We start from the raw sequence: 17,796 nt of genomic DNA, 5'->3' as shown, positions 1-17,796 counted from the left end.
TGCCGCCGAACATCACCCGGCAATTGCGCGATGTCCCCTTTATCCGGCGCCTGCCGCGCCATCCAGGCCACGGCGGATCTTCTCCAGCAACTCGTCGATATGAAACGGCTTGGAGATCAGGTCCATGCCTTCACCGAGAAAGCTCTGGCGATTTGCCGCGTTCTCGGCGTAGCCGGTCATGAACAGAATCGGCAGCGCGGGGTGCATTTCGCGTGCGATGTCGGCCAGCTCGCGCCCGTTCATGTAGGGCAGCCCGACATCGGTCAGCAGCAGGTCGATGCTCGGGTCGTTGCGCAGGCTGGTGACGGCTTCGTCGCCATCGGCGGCCAGGCTGCAGCGGTAGCCGGCATCGACCAGCACCTCGGCGACAAAGCTGCGCACCGAGGGCATATCCTCGACGATCAACACGTGTTCGCCGCTGCTCTGGCCGGGGGCTGCAACCGGCCTGGTCGCCGTGCTGGCGGGACCGCTGGCGGCGGGCAGCATGATGGTCACTTCGGTGCCCTGGCGGGTCACGCTACGGATCAGTGCGTCGCCGCCGGACTGGCGCGCGAAGCCATAAATGGTCGACAGGCCGAGCCCGGTACCCTGGCCCAGGGGCTTGGTGGTGAAGAACGGGTCGAAGACCTTGTCGATAACGCTGTGCTCGATACCCACGCCGTTGTCGCGTACCGACAGGGCGATATAGGGGCCGTTTTCCAGTTTCAGGTTGCCGTTGGAATAGGCCGGGTAGGTGGTCACCCAGATATTGCCGCCTTTGGGCAGTGCATCGCGGGCGTTGATCACCAGGTTGAGCACGGCGCTTTCCAGCTGGATCGGGTCGACCATTGCCACGGCGGGGTTGTTGGTCAGTTCGAGCTTCAGCGCGATATGTTCGCCGATGGTGCGCACCAGCAGTTCTTCCAGTGAGCGGATATGTGCATTGATGTCGATCGGTCGCGTGTCCAGCGGCTGCTGGCGGGCGAAGGCGAGCAGGCGGTTGGTCAGGCCGGCGGCACTCAGCGCCGAACTCAAGGCCGCATCGGCGTAACCCATGACCTTGTCGGTGCGCTGGCTGTCGATGCGTTTCTTGATCAGCTCCAGGCTGGTGATGATCCCGGTCAGCAGGTTGTTGAAGTCATGCGCGATGCCACCGGTGAGCTTGCCCAGGGCATCCATTTTCTGCGCCTGCAACAGCTGCGCCTCGGTGCGCGCCAGTTGGGTGGTGGCGTTGGCCAGTTCGGCCTGCTGATGACGTTCACGGTGGCGGTGTTCGGTCACGTCCTCGACAAACACCAGGCTCAATTCGGCGCGGCGATAGGGTGAAATCTGCCACTCGGTTTCGCGCAATTGGCCGTCGACCTTCATCTGCAGCGTGCCTTTCCAGCGCTCACCGGCGGCCAGGCGCTGGCACAGCTCCTGGATTACCGTGAGCTGGTCGGCGGCGAAGCACTCGAGCAGGGCGTCCGGGTTGAGGTTGTCGTGAATCAATTGCGCGAACGCGTGGTTGCATTCGTGCACCTTGAGCTGTGCGTCCATCACCGCAATCGGTGCGCTGATATTGAAAAAGATCTCGCGAAACCGCGCCTCGCTCTCGCGCAACGCGTATTCGGTGTCACGTACGCGCAGCAGGGTGCGCAGGGTCGCGAGCAGCACATCAGGGTCGACCGGATGGATCAGGTAGGCATCGGCGCCGGCATCCAGGCCGGTGATGATGTCGCCGGTCTCGATGGAAGCCGCCGACACATGCACCACGGGCAGCAAGGCGGTGACCGGGTCGGCGCGCAACACCCGCACGATGTCGAAGCCGCTCATGTCCGGCAGGTTGACGTCGAGGATCAGCCCGTCGATCTTTTCGCGGGCGATCAGGTCCAGCCCCTCCTGGCCGGTGCCGGCTTCGAGCACGTGATAGTCGTGGCTTTCCAGGCGTCGCCGCAGGGCGTAGCGGGTGGCGGCATTGTCGTCGACGATCAGCAGTTGAATGTCACGATTCATCGACGGGTCCGCCAGCGATAGAGAGAGGAATGATCACAAAGAACATCGAGCCCACGCCGGGAGTACTTTCGACGCCGACCCGGCCGCCAAGCAGCTCGGCAAAACGCTTGCACAGCGACAGGCCCAGCCCGGTGCCGCGCAGGCGTTTTTGCAGTGGCGAGTCGATCTGCGAAAAATCTTCGAACAGGTTGCTGTGCAGTTGGGCGGGAATGCCCAGGCCGGTGTCCTGTACGGCAAAGCGGATTTCTGCCTCGCCGACCCGTTGCGCCGACACGCGGACCTCGCCTTGCACGGTGAATTTGAGGGCATTGGAAATGAAGTTGCGCAGGATCTGCGCAAGCTTCTTGTCATCGGTGTAGAGCTTGGGCAAGCCGACGGGCTCTTCGAAGATCAGGTCCACCGATGACGCGTCGACAATCGGCCGGAACATGCCGCGCAAGGCCGAGAACAGGTCGAACATATCGAACCAGGCCGGCGAGATAGTGATACGGCCCGCCTCGATCTTGGCCAGGTCGAGCAAATCGTCGACCATTTCGCGCAGTTCGCGCGCCGAACTGCGGATAAACCCCACCTGGGTGTGTTGCTCCGGGCTCAGCGGGCCATCGAGTTCATCGGCCAGCAGGCTGGTGATGCTCAGGATCGAGCCCAGCGGCGTGCGGAATTCATGGCTCATGTACGACAGGAAGCGGCTTTTCAGGTCCGAGGCCTGGCGCAGTTGATCAGCCTGCATGTCCAGCTCGGCATACAGCGCCAGGACACCCTGGTTGGTCTCGTCCAATTCCGCGCGCAACGCCTCCGCTTCCTGGCGCAGGCGCAGCACTTCATCGGCGAGGGAAACAGTGGCTTCAGCCATCGATGGCCTCCAGGGCAATCACGAAGACGGTGACGTCATCCCGTCCGCGACAGAAATCACGGTGCAAAATGGCGGCGATCAGGGCGGGGTGGCGGTGAGAAAGCCCAGGATAGTCGGCAAGGTTCCAGCGTGACTGCAGGCCGTCGCTGTAGAGAATCAGCAACTGGCCGCTGATCTCAGCGTAGTCGAAGGGCTGCGCCTTGCGAAACTGCACGCCGACAATGCCCGGGTGGGACGCCAGCCCGCGCGACTTGCCGGGACCGATCAGGCTGGCGCCGATATTGCCCACTCCGGTAAAGCGCAGGCCGTCGGCCGTGGCGTCGTATTGCGCGACCGCCACGGCGCCGCCGCGGGTGCCGGTCATGCCGATATGCAGGTCGTTGAACAACACGCCGGCGTCGAGGAACGCGTCATGGGCAAACACTTCCTCACCGGCGCGCGCGGCCCGTTCGGCCTCGCTGCCATGACCCAGGCCGTCGGCCACCATCACGCTGAAGCGGCCCGGTTGGATTGCAAGGTGCCAGGCATCGCCGCAGGCCGGGTCGTGGTGCAGGGAATGCTGGCTGACGCCGTAGCGAATGTCCTTCGCGCCGGCCGCGCGTGGGTACAGCCGCGCCAGCATCGCCGTACCGCGTTGGTCGGCGTACACATCGAAGACCTGGGCCACGCGGGAGATCGCGCCCATGCCGATGCCCTGGGTGCCGCCGGTGGAAAACCCATCCACCAGGCAGCTGTCCAGGTCGAAACCCTGGCCGCGGTCCACGGCGATCAGCTCCACGCCCTGGTTGCCGGTGGCGCGCAGATGCAACTCGCCATGGGCGGCATGCTTGAGGATATTGCTGGCCAGCTCGGTAGCCACCAGCGCGACGCGACCGGCATCGGTTTCGTCAAAGCCCAACTGTTCGGCGAATTGTTGCGCGGTACGCCGTGCGTAGCCGACCTGGCTGACGTCTTCGATCAACAGCACCTGGGTCAGGGCACTGGGAATGTTCACGTCCATCGGGTGATCGTCACGCGGGTACCCTGGCCGGGTGCGGTGTCCAGTTCGAACTCGTCGACCAGGCGCTTGGCGCCGGTCAAGCCCAGGCCCAGGCCGCTGCCGGAGGTCCAGCCGTCGGTCATCGCCAGCTTGAGGTCGGGGATGCCGGGGCCTTCATCGCGAAAGGTCAGGCGCAGGCCAGGGCGGTGGTCTTTCTCGACCACGGCCCAATCCATATGACCGCCGCCGCCGTAGACCACGGTGTTGCGCGCCAGCTCGCTGACGGCGGTGACCAGTTTGGTCAGGTCGATCAGGCGCATGCCGCATTCCTGGGCCAGCTTGCGCACCAATTGTCGGGCCAGCACCACGTCCTGTTCGATGAGCACCGGGTGGGTGCCGCTGCTGGCCTGGGTCATGAGTGGTCTACCCGGTCACGCAGCAGATTCATGCCGCGCTCGACGTTCAACGCGGTCGCCACGCCCGGCAGGGTCATGCCCAGTTCCACCAGGGTGATGGCGACGGCCGGCTGCATGCCGACCAATACGGTCTGGGCATCCATGATGCGCGACAGGCCGGAAATGGTGCCGATCATGCGACCGATGAACGAGTCGACCATGTCGAGTGCCGAGATATCGATCAACACGCCCCGCGCCGAGGTGCGGCTGATGCGTTCGGACAGGTCGTCCTGCAACGTCAGTGCGAGTTGGTCATGCATGTCGACCTGGATGGTCACCAGCAGGAATTCGCCCATCTGCAAAATAGGGATGCGTTCCATACTTAAACAGCCTTGCTGATGGTGACGCCCAGGCGCTTCAGGGCCAGCGCCAGCGCATCGGCCAGGTTGGCCTTGGTGACCACGCCCTGCAGGTCGAGGCCCAGGTGCACGATGGTCTGGGCGATTTGCGGGCGCACGCCGCTGATGATGCAGTCGGCACCCATCAGGCGGATGGCGGTCACGGTTTTGAGCAGGTGCTGGGCCACCAGGGTGTCCACGGTCGGCACGCCGGTGATGTCGATAATGGCAATTTCCGAGCCGGTGTCGACGATGCGCTGCAACAGCGACTCCATGACCACCTGGGTGCGTTGCGAATCCAGGGTGCCGATCATCGGCAGGGCCAGTACGCCGTCCCACAGCTTGACCACCGGGGTAGAGAGTTCGAGTAATTCTTCCTGCTGGCGCTTGATCACCGACTCACGGGATTTCTGGAACGTACGGATGGTGTGCATGCCCAGTGCGTCGAGCAACTCGGAGATTTCCCACAACTGTTCGGCGAGTTGCGTCGGTTGCTCGGCGTATTCACGCTGCAGCAAGGCGAACAACGGGCCCTTGAGGGCGAAGATAAAGCTGGCGGTCTGCTGCGAGTCCTGGCCGACCAGGGCACGGCTATGGGAGAGCTTTTCCAGGAACACGCGGGTCTCGGCCCAGTTTTCCTGGCCGACCTGCTGGGAACCGCCTTGCTGCAATGCCGCGATCAGCAGGTTGAGGAAGTCGTTGGCCTGTTGCTTGGCGTCCTCACCCTTGACGTTGCGTGTGGCCCCCGAAGCTTCAAGGCTGGCAACCCACTCGGTCAGCAGGGTAGGGCGATGGGTGTGGAGCGCCTGAATGGTGTGAGCTTGCAAAGTTGCCACGGGGAATCTCCTTGAATGCCTGGGTGAATGGCATGCAATTTATACTAAAACGGACTGTTTTGAATTGTTTCGAGTGTTTTCGTTCAATTCGTAGAGGCCCTATGGATTGGGCGCTCCAGCGGGTTTTGGGGTTGACAGGGGAAAGGTCTCTGCAGGCTCGAAAAAATCTATGCGGTGACGCGGCGTTCTCTGGCAAATCAATCGCATGGGGCAGGTGGACTTTTTGATCGTGGCAAGCCTGCTCACCCCAACACGCTTGCCCTTCACAATCATGGCGCCCCATCGTCTCTAGGACGATAATGCCCCCCACCCCGACTCAACTGGCCGCCTCCCGTGATCATCAACTTCGACCTCAACGACCTCCAAGCCTTCCGCGCCGTGGTAGACAAGGGCAGTTTTCGCGGCGCCGCCGAAGCGATTCGCATCTCGCAGCCGGCGCTCAGTCGCCGTATCGAGAAGCTTGAGTCCGCGCTGGATGTGAAGCTGTTCGAACGCACCACGCGGCGGGTCAGCCTCACCATGGTCGGCCGCGCGTTCCTGCCGCAGGTCGAACGCATGCTCGACGACCTCGACGTCGCCCTGATGGGCATCAGCAACGTCGCCTCCACGCGCATGGGCAACGTGACCATCGCCTGCGTGCCGTCCACCGCGTACTACTTCATGCCCCACGTGATCTCCGAATTCCACAAGCTCTATCCGAAGATTCGCCTGCGGGTGCTCGACGCCAGCGCCGGCGAGGTGTGCAACGCGGTGGAAAGCGGCGAGGCGGATTTCGGCGTGAGTTTCAGCGGTAGCCTGGCCGATGAGGTGGAGTTCGAGTTGCTGCTGCAGGAGCGCTATGTGCTGGCCTGTCGGCGTGACCACCCGCTGGCCGGGCGCGACAGCGTGACCTGGGCCGAAGCCTACGAGCACGACTACATCACCGTGGACAAGACCTCGGGCAACCGCTTCCTGCTGGATCAGGCCCTGCGCGGGGTGCGGGTGAAAAAACCGAGTATCTGCGAGACGCACCACGTGACCACGATGATCGGGCTGGTGGAGGCGGGGTTGGGCGTGGCGATGGTGCCATCGATTGCGATGCCGGCGAGCGATCACCCGATCCTGCTGAGCGTGCCGTTGGTAGAGCCGCAGGTGATGCGCAATGTGGGCTTGATCAAGCGCCGCGGGCGGACGTTGCCACCGGCGGCGCTGGAGTTGGAGCGGTTGGTGCGCGAGACACCGTTTCGGTCAATGTGATACCGAGTCCAGCCCGGTCGATTGCACCACCGGTTGGGCTTCGGGCGACGCCAGGTAGCGCAGCAGCGCCTTGGCCTGCGTCGGGTGTTCGGCGTTGACCGGAATGCCCGCGGCAAAACGCGTCACCGATTGCACGTCTTCCGGGATCTTGCCGACGTAGGTCACACCCGGTACCGGCAACAATTCCGCGACCTGTTGCAAGCCCACCTCGTAGTCACCCTTGGCGACCTTCTCGGCCACCGGAATGCGTTCGACCATCGTGCCTTTGGCCGGCATGCCGAGTTTCTTGAACAACTCCTTCTCGACATACACACCGCTGGCGCTGTCCGAATACGCCACGGACTTGGCCTTGAGCAGCACCGCCTTGAGTTCGGCGTCGGTGTCGATCGCAGGCTTGGGCGCGCCGTCCTTGACCACCAGGCCGATGCGCGAGTCAGCCAATTCGACACGGGAGGCCGGATCGACCTTGCCCTGCTTGATCAGGTCGTCGAGGGCGTAGCCAACCATGATCACCACGTCGGCGTGTTCGCCACGGGCCAGGCGGTTGGGAATCGCTTCCGGCGCCTTGCCCATCGACGGGCCGAGGATGGTATCCAGGCTGTCACCGCTTTGCTTGGCGTACTGCGGGCCGAGCAATTTGTAGGCGGCGGTAAAACCGCCGGAGGTCATCACCTTGAGTTCCTCGGCCTGTGCCGTCAGCGCCAGTGCGCCGAGGGCCAGGGCCGTCAGGGCCGTGAGCAGCGGCTTCATCATGCCGCCCCCTGCATCACCTGCCCGCGAGTGTTGGCGCGACGGTACAGCGCCAGCGTCGAGCACAGGGCGCACAGGGCGGCAAACATCATCCAGTAGGCCGGCGAGGCCTTGTCTTCGGTGATGTGGATGAACCAGGTGGAGATCGCCGGGGTGAAACCACCGAAGATCGCAGTCGCCAGGCTATAGGCCAGCGAGAAGCCTGCCACGCGCACTTCCACCGGCATGATTTCGGTGAGCGCCGGGATCATCGCGCCGTTGTACATGCCATAGAGGAACGAGAACCACAGCAGGGTTTCGAGCATGTGGGCGAAGCTCGGTGCATTCACCACGTAGGACAGCGCCGGATAAGCCGTGAGAACGGTCAGTACCGTCATGGCGATCAGCACCGGTTTGCGGCCGAAGCGGTCACTCAAGGTGCCACCGATCGGCAGCCAGACAAAGTTCGACACCGCCACCAGCAGGGTCACCAGCAGCGCATCCGAGGTGCTCAGTTGCAGCACGGTCTTGCCGAAGGTCGGCGCGTACACGGTGATCAGGTAGAACGCGGTGGTGGTCATGGCGACCATCAGCATGCCGCCGATGACCACGGTCCAGTTCTTCACCAGGGTCGCCAGCACTTCACGCATGCTCGGGCGATGTTTGCGGTTGGCGAACTCTTCGGTCTCTTGCAGGTTGCGACGCAGCAGGAAGATGAACGGAATGATCACGCAACCGATGGCAAACGGAATGCGCCAGCCCCAATCAGCTACCACCGAAGGCTCCATCCACACGTTCAGGCCATAGCCGAGCGCGGCGGCGACCACGATGGAGATCTGTTGGCTGCCCGACTGCCAACTGGTGTAGAAGCCTTTGCGGCCCGGGGTGGCCATTTCGGACAGGTAGACGGACACGCCGCCCAGTTCCGCGCCTGCCGAGAAGCCTTGCAGCAGACGGCCGAGCAGCACCAGCAACGGCGCCCACAGGCCAATGGTGTGGTAACCCGGTACCAGCACGATCAGCAACGTGCCGCTGGCCATGATCGACAGGGTGACGATCAGCCCTTTGCGGCGACCGACGTCATCGATGTAGGCACCCAGGATGATCGCGCCCAACGGACGCATCAGGAAGCCTGCGCCGAATACGGCGAAGGTCATCATTAATGACGCAAACTCATTAGCGGCGGGGAAGAACGCGGCAGCGATATAGGTGGCGTAGAAACCGAACAGAAAGAAGTCGAACTGTTCGAGGAAGTTGCCCGAAGTAACGCGGAATACCGCACCAACTTTCGAACGGGCAGAGTCGGGCCGGGTAGGGCTAGTCATGGTTTTGTGTCTCCAGCGTTCTTTTTAAAGTGCTTGTTTCGCTTAAGACCTAGAATAGTGGCTGACACATTTAGAAATGATAAGTGACAAATTTGGATAGATTGATGTGCATTGGCTATCAATCCGGGTGTCCGTCGAAATTCCAGCCCTGCTCTATGCTTGAAGGTGTGACCAATTCTTATCGATGGAGGTGGCAATGGCTGACGAACATAAGCGCCGCGATGAGCCGGAGCGTGAGCAACCCCGGCGGCAGGAAGAAGAAAAACCGCAGACCTGGAAGCATCCCGATGATGGGACAGAACTGTCCGAGCGCGACCAGGAGCGTCCGCTGAAGCCTTGATATCAGGTTAAACGCGGTGCAAATGTACGGGTGGTCGCCGCGCTGGCAGCGCGGCGCTCGCGTCAGGGGCAGAGGTCATGAAACCAGCAACGAAATAGGAAACCCCGACGCCAGCACCAGGAACGCCACCACTGCCGCCAGGCACAGGCCAACAAACACCCGCAACAAAGTGCGGGCGGTGGGGTGGGCAATCAACCGGATAGCCCAGAGACAGAACCCGGCCACGACAATGGCCAGGGCGAGAATGACCAGCACGGAAGATGCTCCAGCGACCCTGAAGAGCTGATTTATAGTCGCAAAGGCTTACGATGAACAGTGTGCACATAGACGCAGCCCCCCGGGCTTTCTAAACTGCGGCTTGTCTTGGGGAAGGGGCAGGCGCCGATGAATCGCAATGAATTACGCAAGGCCGACATCAACCTGATGGTGGTGTTCGAAGCTTTGATGCTCGAGCGCAACGTGACCCGGGTCGCCGAGAAGCTGTTTCTCGGCCAACCGACCATCAGTTCGGCGCTCAACCGCTTGCGCACCTTGTTCAACGACCCGCTGTTCATTCGTGTCGGCCACCGCATGGAGCCCACCGCGCGGGCCGAGGAAATCATCCAGCACCTGTCGCCGGCCCTGGATTCCCTGTCGTCGGCACTGAGCCTGACCCACGATTTCGACCCGTCCATCAGCACCATGACCTTTCGCATCGGCCTGTCCGACGATGTCGAGTTCGGCCTGTTGCCGCCGCTGTTGCGGGCCCTGCGCCAGGAAGCGCCGCAGGTGGTGTTCGTGGTGCAGCACGTGGACTATTGGCGGATTCCCGACCTGCTGGCCTCGGGTGATATCACCGTCGGCATCACCCAGACCCGTGGCCTGCCGGCGAATGCCAAGCGCAAGCTGCTGCGCCACATTCATCCGCGCATCCTCAGGGCGGACGCCAGCGATACGCCGCTGACCCTCGATGAATATTGCTCACGCCCCCACGTGCTGGTGTCGCACACCGCCAACGTGTCCGGGTTTGCCGATGAGTGGCTGGCCGAAATCGGCCGCAAGCGCCATGTGGTGCTGTCGGTGCCGCAATACAGTGCGCTGCCGGCGTTGCTTGCCGGCACCGACTTGATTGCCAGCCTGCCGGACTACACCGCCGAAGCCATGGCGGTATCGGGCAAGCTGTTCTGCGAGCCGTTTCCGTTCCAGACGCCGACCCTGGATTTGTCCATGGTCTGGCTCAGCCACGTCGACACCGACCCGGCCGAGCGCTGGGTGCGTTCGCGGCTGGAGGCCTTCATGAGTGATCGAGGGTTGGCGGGTAAAACCTGACTGACACAGCTTTCATGCCTGGGGCGTTGCGCCCCGTGCTATATCTACGAATCTTCCTACAACAAACTTGGAGAAACCCATGCCGCACCTGCACCTGGAATACACCGCCAACCTCACAGGCCTGGCCGTCGAGAAAACCTTGCTGCGGCTGAACAATGTGCTGATGGTGTCCGGGCAGTTCGCTTCCGAGTTCGATATCAAGAGCCGCGCGGTGAAGGTCGAAAGTTTCCAGGTCGGCACCTCCCTCGGCCCGCGCGGGTTCATCGCGGTGAAGCTGTCGTTGCTCAGTGGGCGCTCACCGCAGGTCAAGCAGCAGTTGTCGCAGAGCCTGTTGGCGGCGTTGCAGGATCTGGGCGACTGGCCAGAAGGGCTGCAGGTGCAACTGAGTGTGCAGTTGGTCGACATGGATCGCGATTCCTACAGCAAGGCCGCGATCGGCTGACCTTCCCAGCAGCCGCTATAACAAGCCCTGATCGGCGCAGACCTTAACCACCTGTTCCCGAAACCAGGTATTGGCGCTGTCCTGGTGACTGCTTTCATTCCACTGCATGTCCAGGGTGAAGCCCGGCAAGCCGTTGGGCGCTTCGCAATGCCCATACAGCGTGGCCGGTGCCAGCAGCTTCTGCACGCGACGCGGCAGGGTGACGACGAAGTCGGTGCCGGCAATCATCTTCAGGGCGGCGCTGTAGCTGTTGGCCCGCGCGACCACTTGGCGCTTGTGGGCCTGGCGCGAAAGCCAGCCATCGATCATGTTGGTGTCGGAGGTCCACGGCGTCGGGAACACGTGGCGCCGTGCCGTGAAGGACTGCAGGCTGAGCGCCGGCTCGCGGGGCGTCGCGCGTTTGTCGAAGACGCACACGAGGTCGTCCTCCAGCAGCATCTGGGTCTTGAAATCCTTGTGGGCGCGGTGAAAGTGCGGGCCGAAGCAGACCACCAGGTCGAGGCGGCCTTCGCGCAGGTCGTCGGCGGGAATATCGGTTTCCAGCTTCTGCACATTGACGATCACCGGCAGGTCGGCGCGGTCGAAGTTCTTCAGCAGGCGCGGCAGGATCAGCTGTTCGAAGTATTCCGGCGCGCAGACGTTGAAGGTCACGGCCTTCTGGGTGGGGTCGAACGCCTGGCCACCGGCGTGGCACAGGTTGATGCTTTCGAGGATTTTCTGCACATGGCCGTACATGGTGCTGGCCTTGTACGTAGGACGCATACCCGCCCGCGTGTTGATAAAAAGCTCATCTTCGAAGCTGGTGCGCAATTTCTTCAGGCTGTAGCTGACAGTGGACTGGCTGACGAACAGCGTTTCTGACACCTCGGTAACGCTGCTCTGGTCGTAGACGGCGATGAACACCATCAAGTCCTGCATATCGAGCTTTCTGAGCAAGTTACTGTTTAGCATCCATTCCGTCCGTAAGCCCGGTGCACCGAAGTCAGTACAAAACCGTGCAAAAGCTTAACGGAACGGACGTGCCAATAGAAAGTGCTGTAGGGCGTTTCTATGTTTGGAGTGGGACAAATACTTTTGGCAATACGACCTCAGCGGATATGCCGCGCGTAATGCCGTGGGTTGAAGCGCGTGACGATCACCAGCATCACCACGATCACGGCGGTGAGCGACCACCAGGCCCATTCAAAGCTGCCGAGTTGGTCGCGGATCATCCCGGCAATCAGTGGCGACAGGCCAGCGATCAGGTAGCCGATGCCTTGCACAAAGGCGGTGAGGCCACCGGCGCGGCGCGGGTTGTCCAGGTGGTCGAGCGAGAGGATCAGGCTCATCGGAAACAGGCCGCCGATGCCCAGGCCCAGCAGGCATGGCCACAGCAGGCTCAAATGATGAGGGCTGAGGATCAGGCCGCAGAATCCCAGGATGATCAGCACCAGCAGCACCGCGACCACGCCGCGTTTATCCTGGCGACGGTTGGCGATGGCCGGGGTGACCAGCCCGGATACCACTTCCATGGCGGTCAGGAACCCCAGCAGCAACCCGGCGTTCTGTTCGCTCCAGCCCAGCTCCACGTAGTACGGCGCCAGCCACGCCAGCACGCAGGTGTAGGACGCGGTGCCGAGGCCGAAAAAGATCGCCAGCAGCCAGGCGCGCCGATTGCCGAAAAACGATTCCTGCGCGCCCGTGCCGGCCTGGGGCATCGGCGGCACTGCCGCGCGCTGGGCATACCAGAACACCAGGGCGAGCAGGGCCAGCGCGGCCCAGATCGCCAGGCCGATGCGCCAGCTGCCGGTCTGCACCTGCACGAACGGCGCGAACGAAGCCGCCAGCGCCGCGCCGCCCATGATGGCGGTCACATACAGTCCCATGAACAGCGAAACGTTATCGCTGAAGCGCGACTTGATCAGCGCCGGCATCACTGCCTGGATCAGCGCAATGCCGACACCGGCGGCAACCGCACTGACGATCAACTCCAGGGCCGAATCCAGCCACAATCGCGACAGCGTCGCCAGGCCAATCACCAGCAGCGACAGCACAATGCTGCGGTGCTCGCCCACCCGCTTGGCCAGGCCCATGCCAAAGAACATCGCCAGGCCCATGGCCATGACCGGCAACATGGTCAGCAACGCCGCACTGCTGAAACTCAACGGCACGTCACCGCGAATCGATGACAGCAACGGGCCAACGGCGGCCATCGACGGGCGCAGGTTGAGGGCCACCAGTACCACGCTGATCATCAGCCAGACGGCGGTGGTGGGTTTTGCGTGAACGTTTTCCATGGGCAGGCCTTGAATGAACAAGGGCGAATCAGGCCATGTACGGGGGAGGGGGGCAAATGAGAAAGTCGTTAGGCTTATCTAAAAAATCCAGATGACTGCAGCACCACGGGCAAAGTGCGGAGCTGGCTGGCCGGCGATGGCGGTCTATCAGTCAAGCCTGCTGCAACTGAGAGAGTGCTATCGCCGGCAAGCCAGCGCCTGCAGGGGGCGCGGTATCAGATCGATCTAATCACGTGCTTGATCTCCTGAAACGCCGCCAGCCCCCACGGCCCCAGCTCGCGGCCGATGCTGCTCTGCTTGTAACCGCCCCACGCCGTCTGCGGGAAGATCACTTGCGGGGCGTTGATCCACACCATGCCTGCCTGCAACCCATTGGCCACGCGCTCAGCCGTTTCTGCATCGCGGCTGACCACGCTCGCGACCAGGCCGAAGTCACTCGCGTTGGCCAGCGCGATGGCTTCGTCCTCGTTGGTAAAGCGGCGTACGCACAGCACCGGGCCGAAGATTTCTTCGTTCCACAAGGCGCTGTCCAGCGGCACGTCGGTGAACACCGTGGGGCGGATGAAAAAGCCGTTGGGCAGGTCTGCCGGACGCGCGCCACCACACAACAAGCGCGCGCCCTGCTCAATGCCTCGCTGGATATGCCCGAGCACCCGCTGGTACTGCGTACGGTTGATCAGCGCGCCCATTTCCACGTCTTCGGCAAACGGGTCCGCCACGCGGATCGCCTCCGCCCGTGCCTGCAAGCGCTGCAGGAATTCATCCGCCAGGCTGTCCGCCACCAGCACCCGGCTGGTGGCCGAACACATTTGCCCAGCGTTGAAAAAACCACCGCCACACGCCAGCTCCACCGCCAGGTCGAGGTCGGCATCGGCGAGCACCAGCAGCGATGATTTACCGCCCAATTCCAGGCTCACGCCCTTGATGGTTTCGGCGGCGCGTTGCATCACCTGCACCCCGACGGCGTTGCTGCCGGTAAAGGAAATCTTCGCCACGCGAGGGTCCGCCGCCAGCGGAGCGCCCACCGCCAGCCCGGTGCCGCAGACCAGGTTGAAGACGCCCGCCGGAAAACCGGCCTCGGCAATGATGCGCGCCAATTGCAGCTCCGCCAGTGGCGTGACTTCCGAGGGCTTGAGCACCACGCAGCAACCGGCGGCGAGGGCTGGGGCGAGTTTCCAGGCGGTGGTCACCATGGGGAAATTCCACGGCACGATCAGCCCCACCACGCCGCACGGTTCGCGGCGCAGGCGGGCGCTGAAATCTTCGCTGGGCAGCGCCACCGAGGCGTCCTGGCTGGCGTCCATGGCGTCGCAGACACCCGCGTAATACTCGAAGGTGGCGATCACGTCATCCACATCGATGCCCGCTTCAAACAGCGGCTTGCCGTTGTTGCTCGACTGCACGTGCATCAGCTGTTCGCGCTGCTCGCTCACCCCTTGGGCAACCTTGCGCAGCAGCGCGCCGCGATCACGGCCAGTGCTTTTCGACCAGTCGACAAAGGCTGCGCTGGCAGCATCGACCGCCTCGGTCACGGCATTCGCATCGCCAACGCTGACCTGCGCCAAGGTGGCTTCGGTAGCCGGGTTGATCACCTCCAGCACCGTCTCGCCAGCTCGCCACGCACCGTTGATATACACACCGTTCACGACTGCGCTCATAGCGCTACCTCCTTCATCCAAAGACCCTGGTCGATTTCAATCAGCGTCGGCCCCTGGCGGTCAGCGGCGACGCGCAAGGCGCGGCGTAAAAGGTCGGGGCTGTGCACGCTTTCGGCCGCGCTGCCGAGCGCCTTGGCCACGCCGATGAAGTCCGGGGTGTAGATGTCCACACCGACGGGCTCGATGGCGCGGTTGAGCATGTATTTCTTGATCTCTTCGTAGCCCTGGTTATTCCACAGCAGCACGATGATGGGCGTACGCGCCTCGACCGCACTGGCGAGTTCCGGCAGGGTGAATTGCAACCCGCCGTCGCCGATCAGGCACACCACCGGCTGCCCGTCGCCACGCCCGAGCCAGGCGCCGATCGCAGCGGGGAGGGCGTAGCCGAGGGTGCCGTAGCCGGTGGAGGAATTGAACCAGCGGCGTGGGTGGTCGAGGTTCAGGGTCAGGTTGCCGCTGTACACCGGCTGGGTGGAGTCGCCCACCAGCACGGCGCCGGGCAGGGCCTCCAGCACCGTGTTGAGGAACAGGGTCTGCGCGCGGGTGGCGGCGTCCCAGGTGGGCGCAAGGTCTGCCCACAGGCGGGCGACGCGTTCAGTCCCCCACTGTGGATCGCGGTGGGGTAACGGCTGGTGGCTCAGTTCGGCCAGCAAGGCTTCGGCGGCGATCTGCGCGTCGGCCACCAGCGCCACTTGTGGCGGGTAGTTGCGCACGGTCTGGTCCGGATCGATATCGACGCGCAGCAGCGCACCGGGAATTTCAAAGCCGCCGGCGAAGGTCACGTCGTAGTCGGTTTCAGCCAGCTCGGTGCCAATCGCCAGCACCACGTCGGCCTCGGCGACCAGCGCGCGGGTGGCGACCAGGGTCTGGGTCGAGCCGATCAGCAACGGGTGGGCGGCGGGCAGCATGCCTTTGGCGTTGATGGTCAGGGCCACTGGCGCGCCGAGCCGCTCGGCCAGACGCGTCAACTCGGGAGCCGCATCAATCGCGCCGCCGCCGGCGAGGATCAACGGCCGCTTGGCCGCTGCGAGCAACTGGCTCATCTGCTTGACGGCCGCTGGCGCTGCACCGGCACGCGCCACGCTGACCGGCTCGCTGCCCAGCAATGCGTCGGCGTTTTCCACCAGCACATCCAGCGGGATCTCGATATGCACCGGGCGTGGCCGACCGGCCTGGAACACCGCAAACGCGCGCGCCAGGACGCCGGGCAACTCCGCCGCCGACATCAGTGTGTGCGAGAAGGCGGCCACGCCGGCGATCATCGCGCCCTGGTTCGGCAGCTCGTGCAACTTGCCGCGCCCGCCCCCCAACTGGCTGCGCGATTGCACGCTGGAAATCACCAGCATCGGGATCGAGTCGGCGTAGGCCTGGCCCATGGCCGTGGTGATATTGGTCATGCCCGGGCCGGTGATGATGAAACACACGCCCGGCTTGCCGCTGGTGCGCGCGTAACCGTCGGCCATGAAGCCGGCGCCCTGTTCGTGGCGTGGGGTGACGTGGCGGATGCTGGACCGTGCCAGGCCGCGATACAGCTCCACGGTATGCACGCCGGGGATGCCGAACACCTGGTCCACGCCGTAGCTTTCCAGGAGGTTGACCAATACTTCGCCGCAGGTCGCCATAGATGTCGCTCTTGTTATTGATTCGAGGCGGTATTGGACCGGCTGGCCCGTAGCGGCAACAATCGATAAAAAGTCATACTAGCCATGTTCTCACGTCATGGCTGCGCCCCGATGAAACGCCTTCCGCCCCTGCCTGCGCTGCACACCTTCTGGGTCACGGCCCAGTGCTGCAACTTCACCCGCGCCGCCGAGCAGCTGCACATCACCCAGGGCGCGGTGAGCCGGCAGATTGCCGGGCTTGAAAGTCACCTGGGCTATGCCTTGTTCCAGCGCCAGGCCCGCGGCTTGAGCCTGACCGAGGAAGGGCGTGAATGGTCGCTGCGCGCGCAGCAGGTGTTCGGCCTGATCGCAGAGGCAGTGGAGCAGATCGGCAGCCGGCGCGAGACCCTGCAACTCAAGGCCTCTACCTGCGTGATGCGCTGGCTGTTACCGCGCCTGATGCAGTGGCAACGGGAGCGCCCGGATGTGCCGGTGGAACTCACCACCACCGTGGCCTACACCGTCGACTTTCGTCGCGAGGCCTTCGACGCGGCGGTGATCTACGCGCCCATTGCCGAACAGTCGGCCGAGGCCCGGCATTTGTTCGATGAACAACTCACCCCCGTGTGTGCGCCGGGGCTGCTCGGCACATTGCTCACGCCTGCGGACCTGCAGCAGCAGGTCTTGCTGCACCCCACGCGCGATGAGCGCGATTGGGCGCTGTGGCTGCAAGCTGCGAATACGCGCCTGAGCAATCTGGCCCAGGGGCATCATTTTGAAACCCTGGACCTGGCGATGACCGTGGCGTCACAAGGCTCCGGCGTGGCGATTGGCGACAGCGCGTTGATTGGCGAGGATTTGAAGGCCGGTCGCTTGGCGACACCGTTTGAGCTGAGGGTGCCGACGGGGATGGGCTATTACCTCGTGTACCCGCCGGGGACAGCCCCGTCGGCCGGGCTTGAAGCGCTGATGGAGTGGCTGGTGGGCCAGGCACAACAGGCGGAGCGCTGAGGAGCGAGTGTGGGGGTGGGTTTGTGCGCGAGGGCGGTGGTTCAGGGGATGTTTTCGGTGACTGGCAGGCAGCCTTCGCGGGCAAGCCCGCTCCCACATTTTTGTTCGGTGTGAGGCTTGGGGTGTGGCGGTGTGGCTGGAATAGTCCGGCCGTGCACCGCAGGCATGGACGACGCATCCCCCACTGTGGGAGCGGGCTTGCTCGCGAAAGCGGTGTGTCAGTCGATGATGTTTCAACTGAACCACCGCCTTCGCGAGCAAGCCCGCTCCCACATTTTTGTTCGATGTGAGGCTTGGAGTCTGGCGGTGTGGCTGGAATAGTCGGGCCGTGCACCGCAGACATGGACGACGCATCTCCCCACTGTGGGAGCGGGGGGGGGGGGGGGGGGGGGGGGGGGGGGGGGGGGGGGGGGGGGGGGGGGGGGGGGGGGGGGG

General features: G+C 63.6%; 18 protein-coding genes. 5 read left to right on the top strand and 13 right to left on the bottom strand.

Annotated features, from left to right (window positions below):
• Positions 1 to 39: 39 nt before the first annotated feature.
• Genes AC07SI_RS21685 through AC07SI_RS21660 form a run of 6 tightly spaced genes read right to left on the bottom strand, consistent with a single transcriptional unit; the run spans position 40 to position 5,435 of the window.
• Positions 40 to 1,974: a PAS domain-containing hybrid sensor histidine kinase/response regulator gene (locus AC07SI_RS21685; protein ID WP_495006480.1), complete on the bottom strand. Its 1,935-nt coding sequence runs from the start codon at positions 1,972 to 1,974 to the stop codon at positions 40 to 42.
• Positions 1,964 to 2,827: a sensor histidine kinase gene (locus AC07SI_RS21680; protein ID WP_065899383.1), complete on the bottom strand. Its 864-nt coding sequence runs from the start codon at positions 2,825 to 2,827 to the stop codon at positions 1,964 to 1,966. The genes AC07SI_RS21685 and AC07SI_RS21680 overlap by 11 nt, the downstream gene beginning before the upstream one ends.
• Positions 2,820 to 3,827 carry an ATP-binding protein gene (locus tag AC07SI_RS21675; protein ID WP_495006479.1) on the bottom strand — a complete coding sequence of 336 codons (1,008 nt, stop codon included), beginning with the start codon at positions 3,825 to 3,827 and terminating at the stop codon, positions 2,820 to 2,822. Before AC07SI_RS21675 ends, AC07SI_RS21680 begins: the two co-directional genes overlap by 8 nt.
• A complete protein-coding gene (locus AC07SI_RS21670) occupies positions 3,818 to 4,222 on the bottom strand; it encodes an ATP-binding protein (protein WP_120447872.1) in 405 nt (134 codons plus the stop codon). The genes AC07SI_RS21675 and AC07SI_RS21670 overlap by 10 nt, the downstream gene beginning before the upstream one ends.
• Complete coding sequence (locus AC07SI_RS21665) at positions 4,219 to 4,581, bottom strand: STAS domain-containing protein (RefSeq protein ID WP_106804853.1); 363 nt, start codon at positions 4,579 to 4,581, stop codon at positions 4,219 to 4,221. The genes AC07SI_RS21670 and AC07SI_RS21665 overlap by 4 nt, the downstream gene beginning before the upstream one ends.
• A gap of 2 nt (positions 4,582 to 4,583) precedes the next feature.
• The gene (locus tag AC07SI_RS21660) at positions 4,584 to 5,435 is read right to left on the bottom strand and encodes an STAS domain-containing protein (RefSeq protein ID WP_106804852.1); all 852 of its coding nucleotides are present in this window, start codon (positions 5,433 to 5,435) and stop codon (positions 4,584 to 4,586) included.
• Positions 5,436 to 5,768: 333 nt separating this feature from the next.
• On the opposite strand from AC07SI_RS21660, the gene AC07SI_RS21655 reads away from it, so the two are divergent.
• A complete protein-coding gene (locus AC07SI_RS21655; RefSeq protein ID WP_495006478.1) occupies positions 5,769 to 6,671 on the top strand; it encodes a LysR family transcriptional regulator in 903 nt (300 codons plus the stop codon).
• Here AC07SI_RS21655 and AC07SI_RS21650 read toward each other — a convergent pair.
• Together AC07SI_RS21650 and AC07SI_RS21645 are read right to left on the bottom strand one after the other, a co-directional pair.
• Positions 6,663 to 7,421, bottom strand: coding sequence for a substrate-binding domain-containing protein (locus AC07SI_RS21650; protein WP_495006557.1), 759 nt, complete (start codon positions 7,419 to 7,421; stop codon positions 6,663 to 6,665). The genes AC07SI_RS21655 and AC07SI_RS21650 overlap by 9 nt on opposite strands.
• Entirely contained in the window at positions 7,421 to 8,725 is a 1,305-nt protein-coding gene (locus AC07SI_RS21645) for an MFS transporter (protein ID WP_065899377.1), read from the bottom strand. The genes AC07SI_RS21650 and AC07SI_RS21645 overlap by 1 nt, the downstream gene beginning before the upstream one ends.
• Before the next feature lie 196 nt (positions 8,726 to 8,921).
• Between AC07SI_RS21645 and AC07SI_RS21640 the strand changes: the two genes are divergently transcribed.
• Positions 8,922 to 9,065: a hypothetical protein gene (locus tag AC07SI_RS21640; protein ID WP_495006477.1), complete on the top strand. Its 144-nt coding sequence runs from the start codon at positions 8,922 to 8,924 to the stop codon at positions 9,063 to 9,065.
• Positions 9,066 to 9,140: 75 nt separating this feature from the next.
• Here the strand turns inward: AC07SI_RS21640 and AC07SI_RS21635 are convergent, their stop codons facing one another.
• Entirely contained in the window at positions 9,141 to 9,320 is a 180-nt protein-coding gene (locus tag AC07SI_RS21635) for a hypothetical protein (protein WP_065899376.1), read from the bottom strand.
• Between the two features lie 129 nt (positions 9,321 to 9,449).
• Between AC07SI_RS21635 and AC07SI_RS21630 the strand changes: the two genes are divergently transcribed.
• Together AC07SI_RS21630 and AC07SI_RS21625 are read left to right on the top strand one after the other, a co-directional pair.
• A complete protein-coding gene (locus tag AC07SI_RS21630) occupies positions 9,450 to 10,373 on the top strand; it encodes a LysR substrate-binding domain-containing protein (protein WP_106804849.1) in 924 nt (307 codons plus the stop codon).
• A 79-nt stretch (positions 10,374 to 10,452) separates the two neighbouring features.
• Positions 10,453 to 10,815: a 5-carboxymethyl-2-hydroxymuconate Delta-isomerase gene (locus AC07SI_RS21625; RefSeq protein ID WP_065899374.1), complete on the top strand. Its 363-nt coding sequence runs from the start codon at positions 10,453 to 10,455 to the stop codon at positions 10,813 to 10,815.
• 15 nt (positions 10,816 to 10,830) lie between these two features.
• Here AC07SI_RS21625 and AC07SI_RS21620 read toward each other — a convergent pair whose 3' ends face one another.
• The 4 genes from AC07SI_RS21620 to AC07SI_RS21605 form a co-directional block, all read right to left on the bottom strand.
• Positions 10,831 to 11,766, bottom strand: a complete 936-nt coding sequence (locus tag AC07SI_RS21620; RefSeq protein ID WP_106804848.1) for a LysR family transcriptional regulator — start codon at positions 11,764 to 11,766, stop codon at positions 10,831 to 10,833.
• 137 nt (positions 11,767 to 11,903) lie between these two features.
• Entirely contained in the window at positions 11,904 to 13,091 is a 1,188-nt protein-coding gene (locus tag AC07SI_RS21615; RefSeq protein WP_495006476.1) for a cyanate transporter, read from the bottom strand.
• 215 nt (positions 13,092 to 13,306) lie between these two features.
• Positions 13,307 to 14,749, bottom strand: coding sequence for an aldehyde dehydrogenase family protein (locus AC07SI_RS21610; protein ID WP_495006475.1), 1,443 nt, complete (start codon positions 14,747 to 14,749; stop codon positions 13,307 to 13,309).
• Positions 14,746 to 16,371: a 5-guanidino-2-oxopentanoate decarboxylase gene (locus AC07SI_RS21605; RefSeq protein WP_495006474.1), complete on the bottom strand. Its 1,626-nt coding sequence runs from the start codon at positions 16,369 to 16,371 to the stop codon at positions 14,746 to 14,748. The genes AC07SI_RS21610 and AC07SI_RS21605 overlap by 4 nt, the downstream gene beginning before the upstream one ends.
• A 111-nt stretch (positions 16,372 to 16,482) precedes the next feature.
• Here AC07SI_RS21605 and AC07SI_RS21600 point away from each other — a divergent pair, with 111 nt between their 5' ends.
• Complete coding sequence (locus tag AC07SI_RS21600; protein WP_495006473.1) at positions 16,483 to 17,361, top strand: LysR substrate-binding domain-containing protein; 879 nt, start codon at positions 16,483 to 16,485, stop codon at positions 17,359 to 17,361.
• Positions 17,362 to 17,796: the final 435 nt, after the last annotated feature.

The organism is Pseudomonas sp. GW821-FHT05D12 (assembly GCF_059419825.1).
Note: the sequence above shows the minus strand (reverse complement) of the source record. Positions and strands in the feature narration are given on the sequence as shown.

What these genes read in the sequence shown, in the direction of transcription:
- AC07SI_RS21685 (WP_495006480.1), bottom strand. Translation starts at nt 1,974, where the DNA reads ATGAATCGTGACATTCAACTGCTGATCGTCGACGACAATGCCGCCACC.
- AC07SI_RS21680 (WP_065899383.1), bottom strand. Translation starts at nt 2,827, where the DNA reads ATGGCTGAAGCCACTGTTTCCCTCGCCGATGAAGTGCTGCGCCTGCGC.
- AC07SI_RS21675 (WP_495006479.1), bottom strand. Translation starts at nt 3,827, where the DNA reads ATGGACGTGAACATTCCCAGTGCCCTGACCCAGGTGCTGTTGATCGAA.
- AC07SI_RS21670 (WP_120447872.1), bottom strand. Translation starts at nt 4,222, where the DNA reads ATGACCCAGGCCAGCAGCGGCACCCACCCGGTGCTCATCGAACAGGAC.
- AC07SI_RS21665 (WP_106804853.1), bottom strand. Translation starts at nt 4,581, where the DNA reads ATGGAACGCATCCCTATTTTGCAGATGGGCGAATTCCTGCTGGTGACC.
- AC07SI_RS21650 (WP_495006557.1), bottom strand. Translation starts at nt 7,421, where the DNA reads ATGAAGCCGCTGCTCACGGCCCTGACGGCCCTGGCCCTCGGCGCACTG.
- AC07SI_RS21645 (WP_065899377.1), bottom strand. Translation starts at nt 8,725, where the DNA reads ATGACTAGCCCTACCCGGCCCGACTCTGCCCGTTCGAAAGTTGGTGCG.
- AC07SI_RS21640 (WP_495006477.1), top strand. Translation starts at nt 8,922, where the DNA reads ATGGCTGACGAACATAAGCGCCGCGATGAGCCGGAGCGTGAGCAACCC.
- AC07SI_RS21630 (WP_106804849.1), top strand. Translation starts at nt 9,450, where the DNA reads ATGAATCGCAATGAATTACGCAAGGCCGACATCAACCTGATGGTGGTG.
- AC07SI_RS21625 (WP_065899374.1), top strand. Translation starts at nt 10,453, where the DNA reads ATGCCGCACCTGCACCTGGAATACACCGCCAACCTCACAGGCCTGGCC.
- AC07SI_RS21620 (WP_106804848.1), bottom strand. Translation starts at nt 11,766, where the DNA reads ATGCTAAACAGTAACTTGCTCAGAAAGCTCGATATGCAGGACTTGATG.
- AC07SI_RS21615 (WP_495006476.1), bottom strand. Translation starts at nt 13,091, where the DNA reads ATGGAAAACGTTCACGCAAAACCCACCACCGCCGTCTGGCTGATGATC.
- AC07SI_RS21610 (WP_495006475.1), bottom strand. Translation starts at nt 14,749, where the DNA reads ATGAGCGCAGTCGTGAACGGTGTGTATATCAACGGTGCGTGGCGAGCT.
- AC07SI_RS21605 (WP_495006474.1), bottom strand. Translation starts at nt 16,371, where the DNA reads ATGGCGACCTGCGGCGAAGTATTGGTCAACCTCCTGGAAAGCTACGGC.
- AC07SI_RS21600 (WP_495006473.1), top strand. Translation starts at nt 16,483, where the DNA reads ATGAAACGCCTTCCGCCCCTGCCTGCGCTGCACACCTTCTGGGTCACG.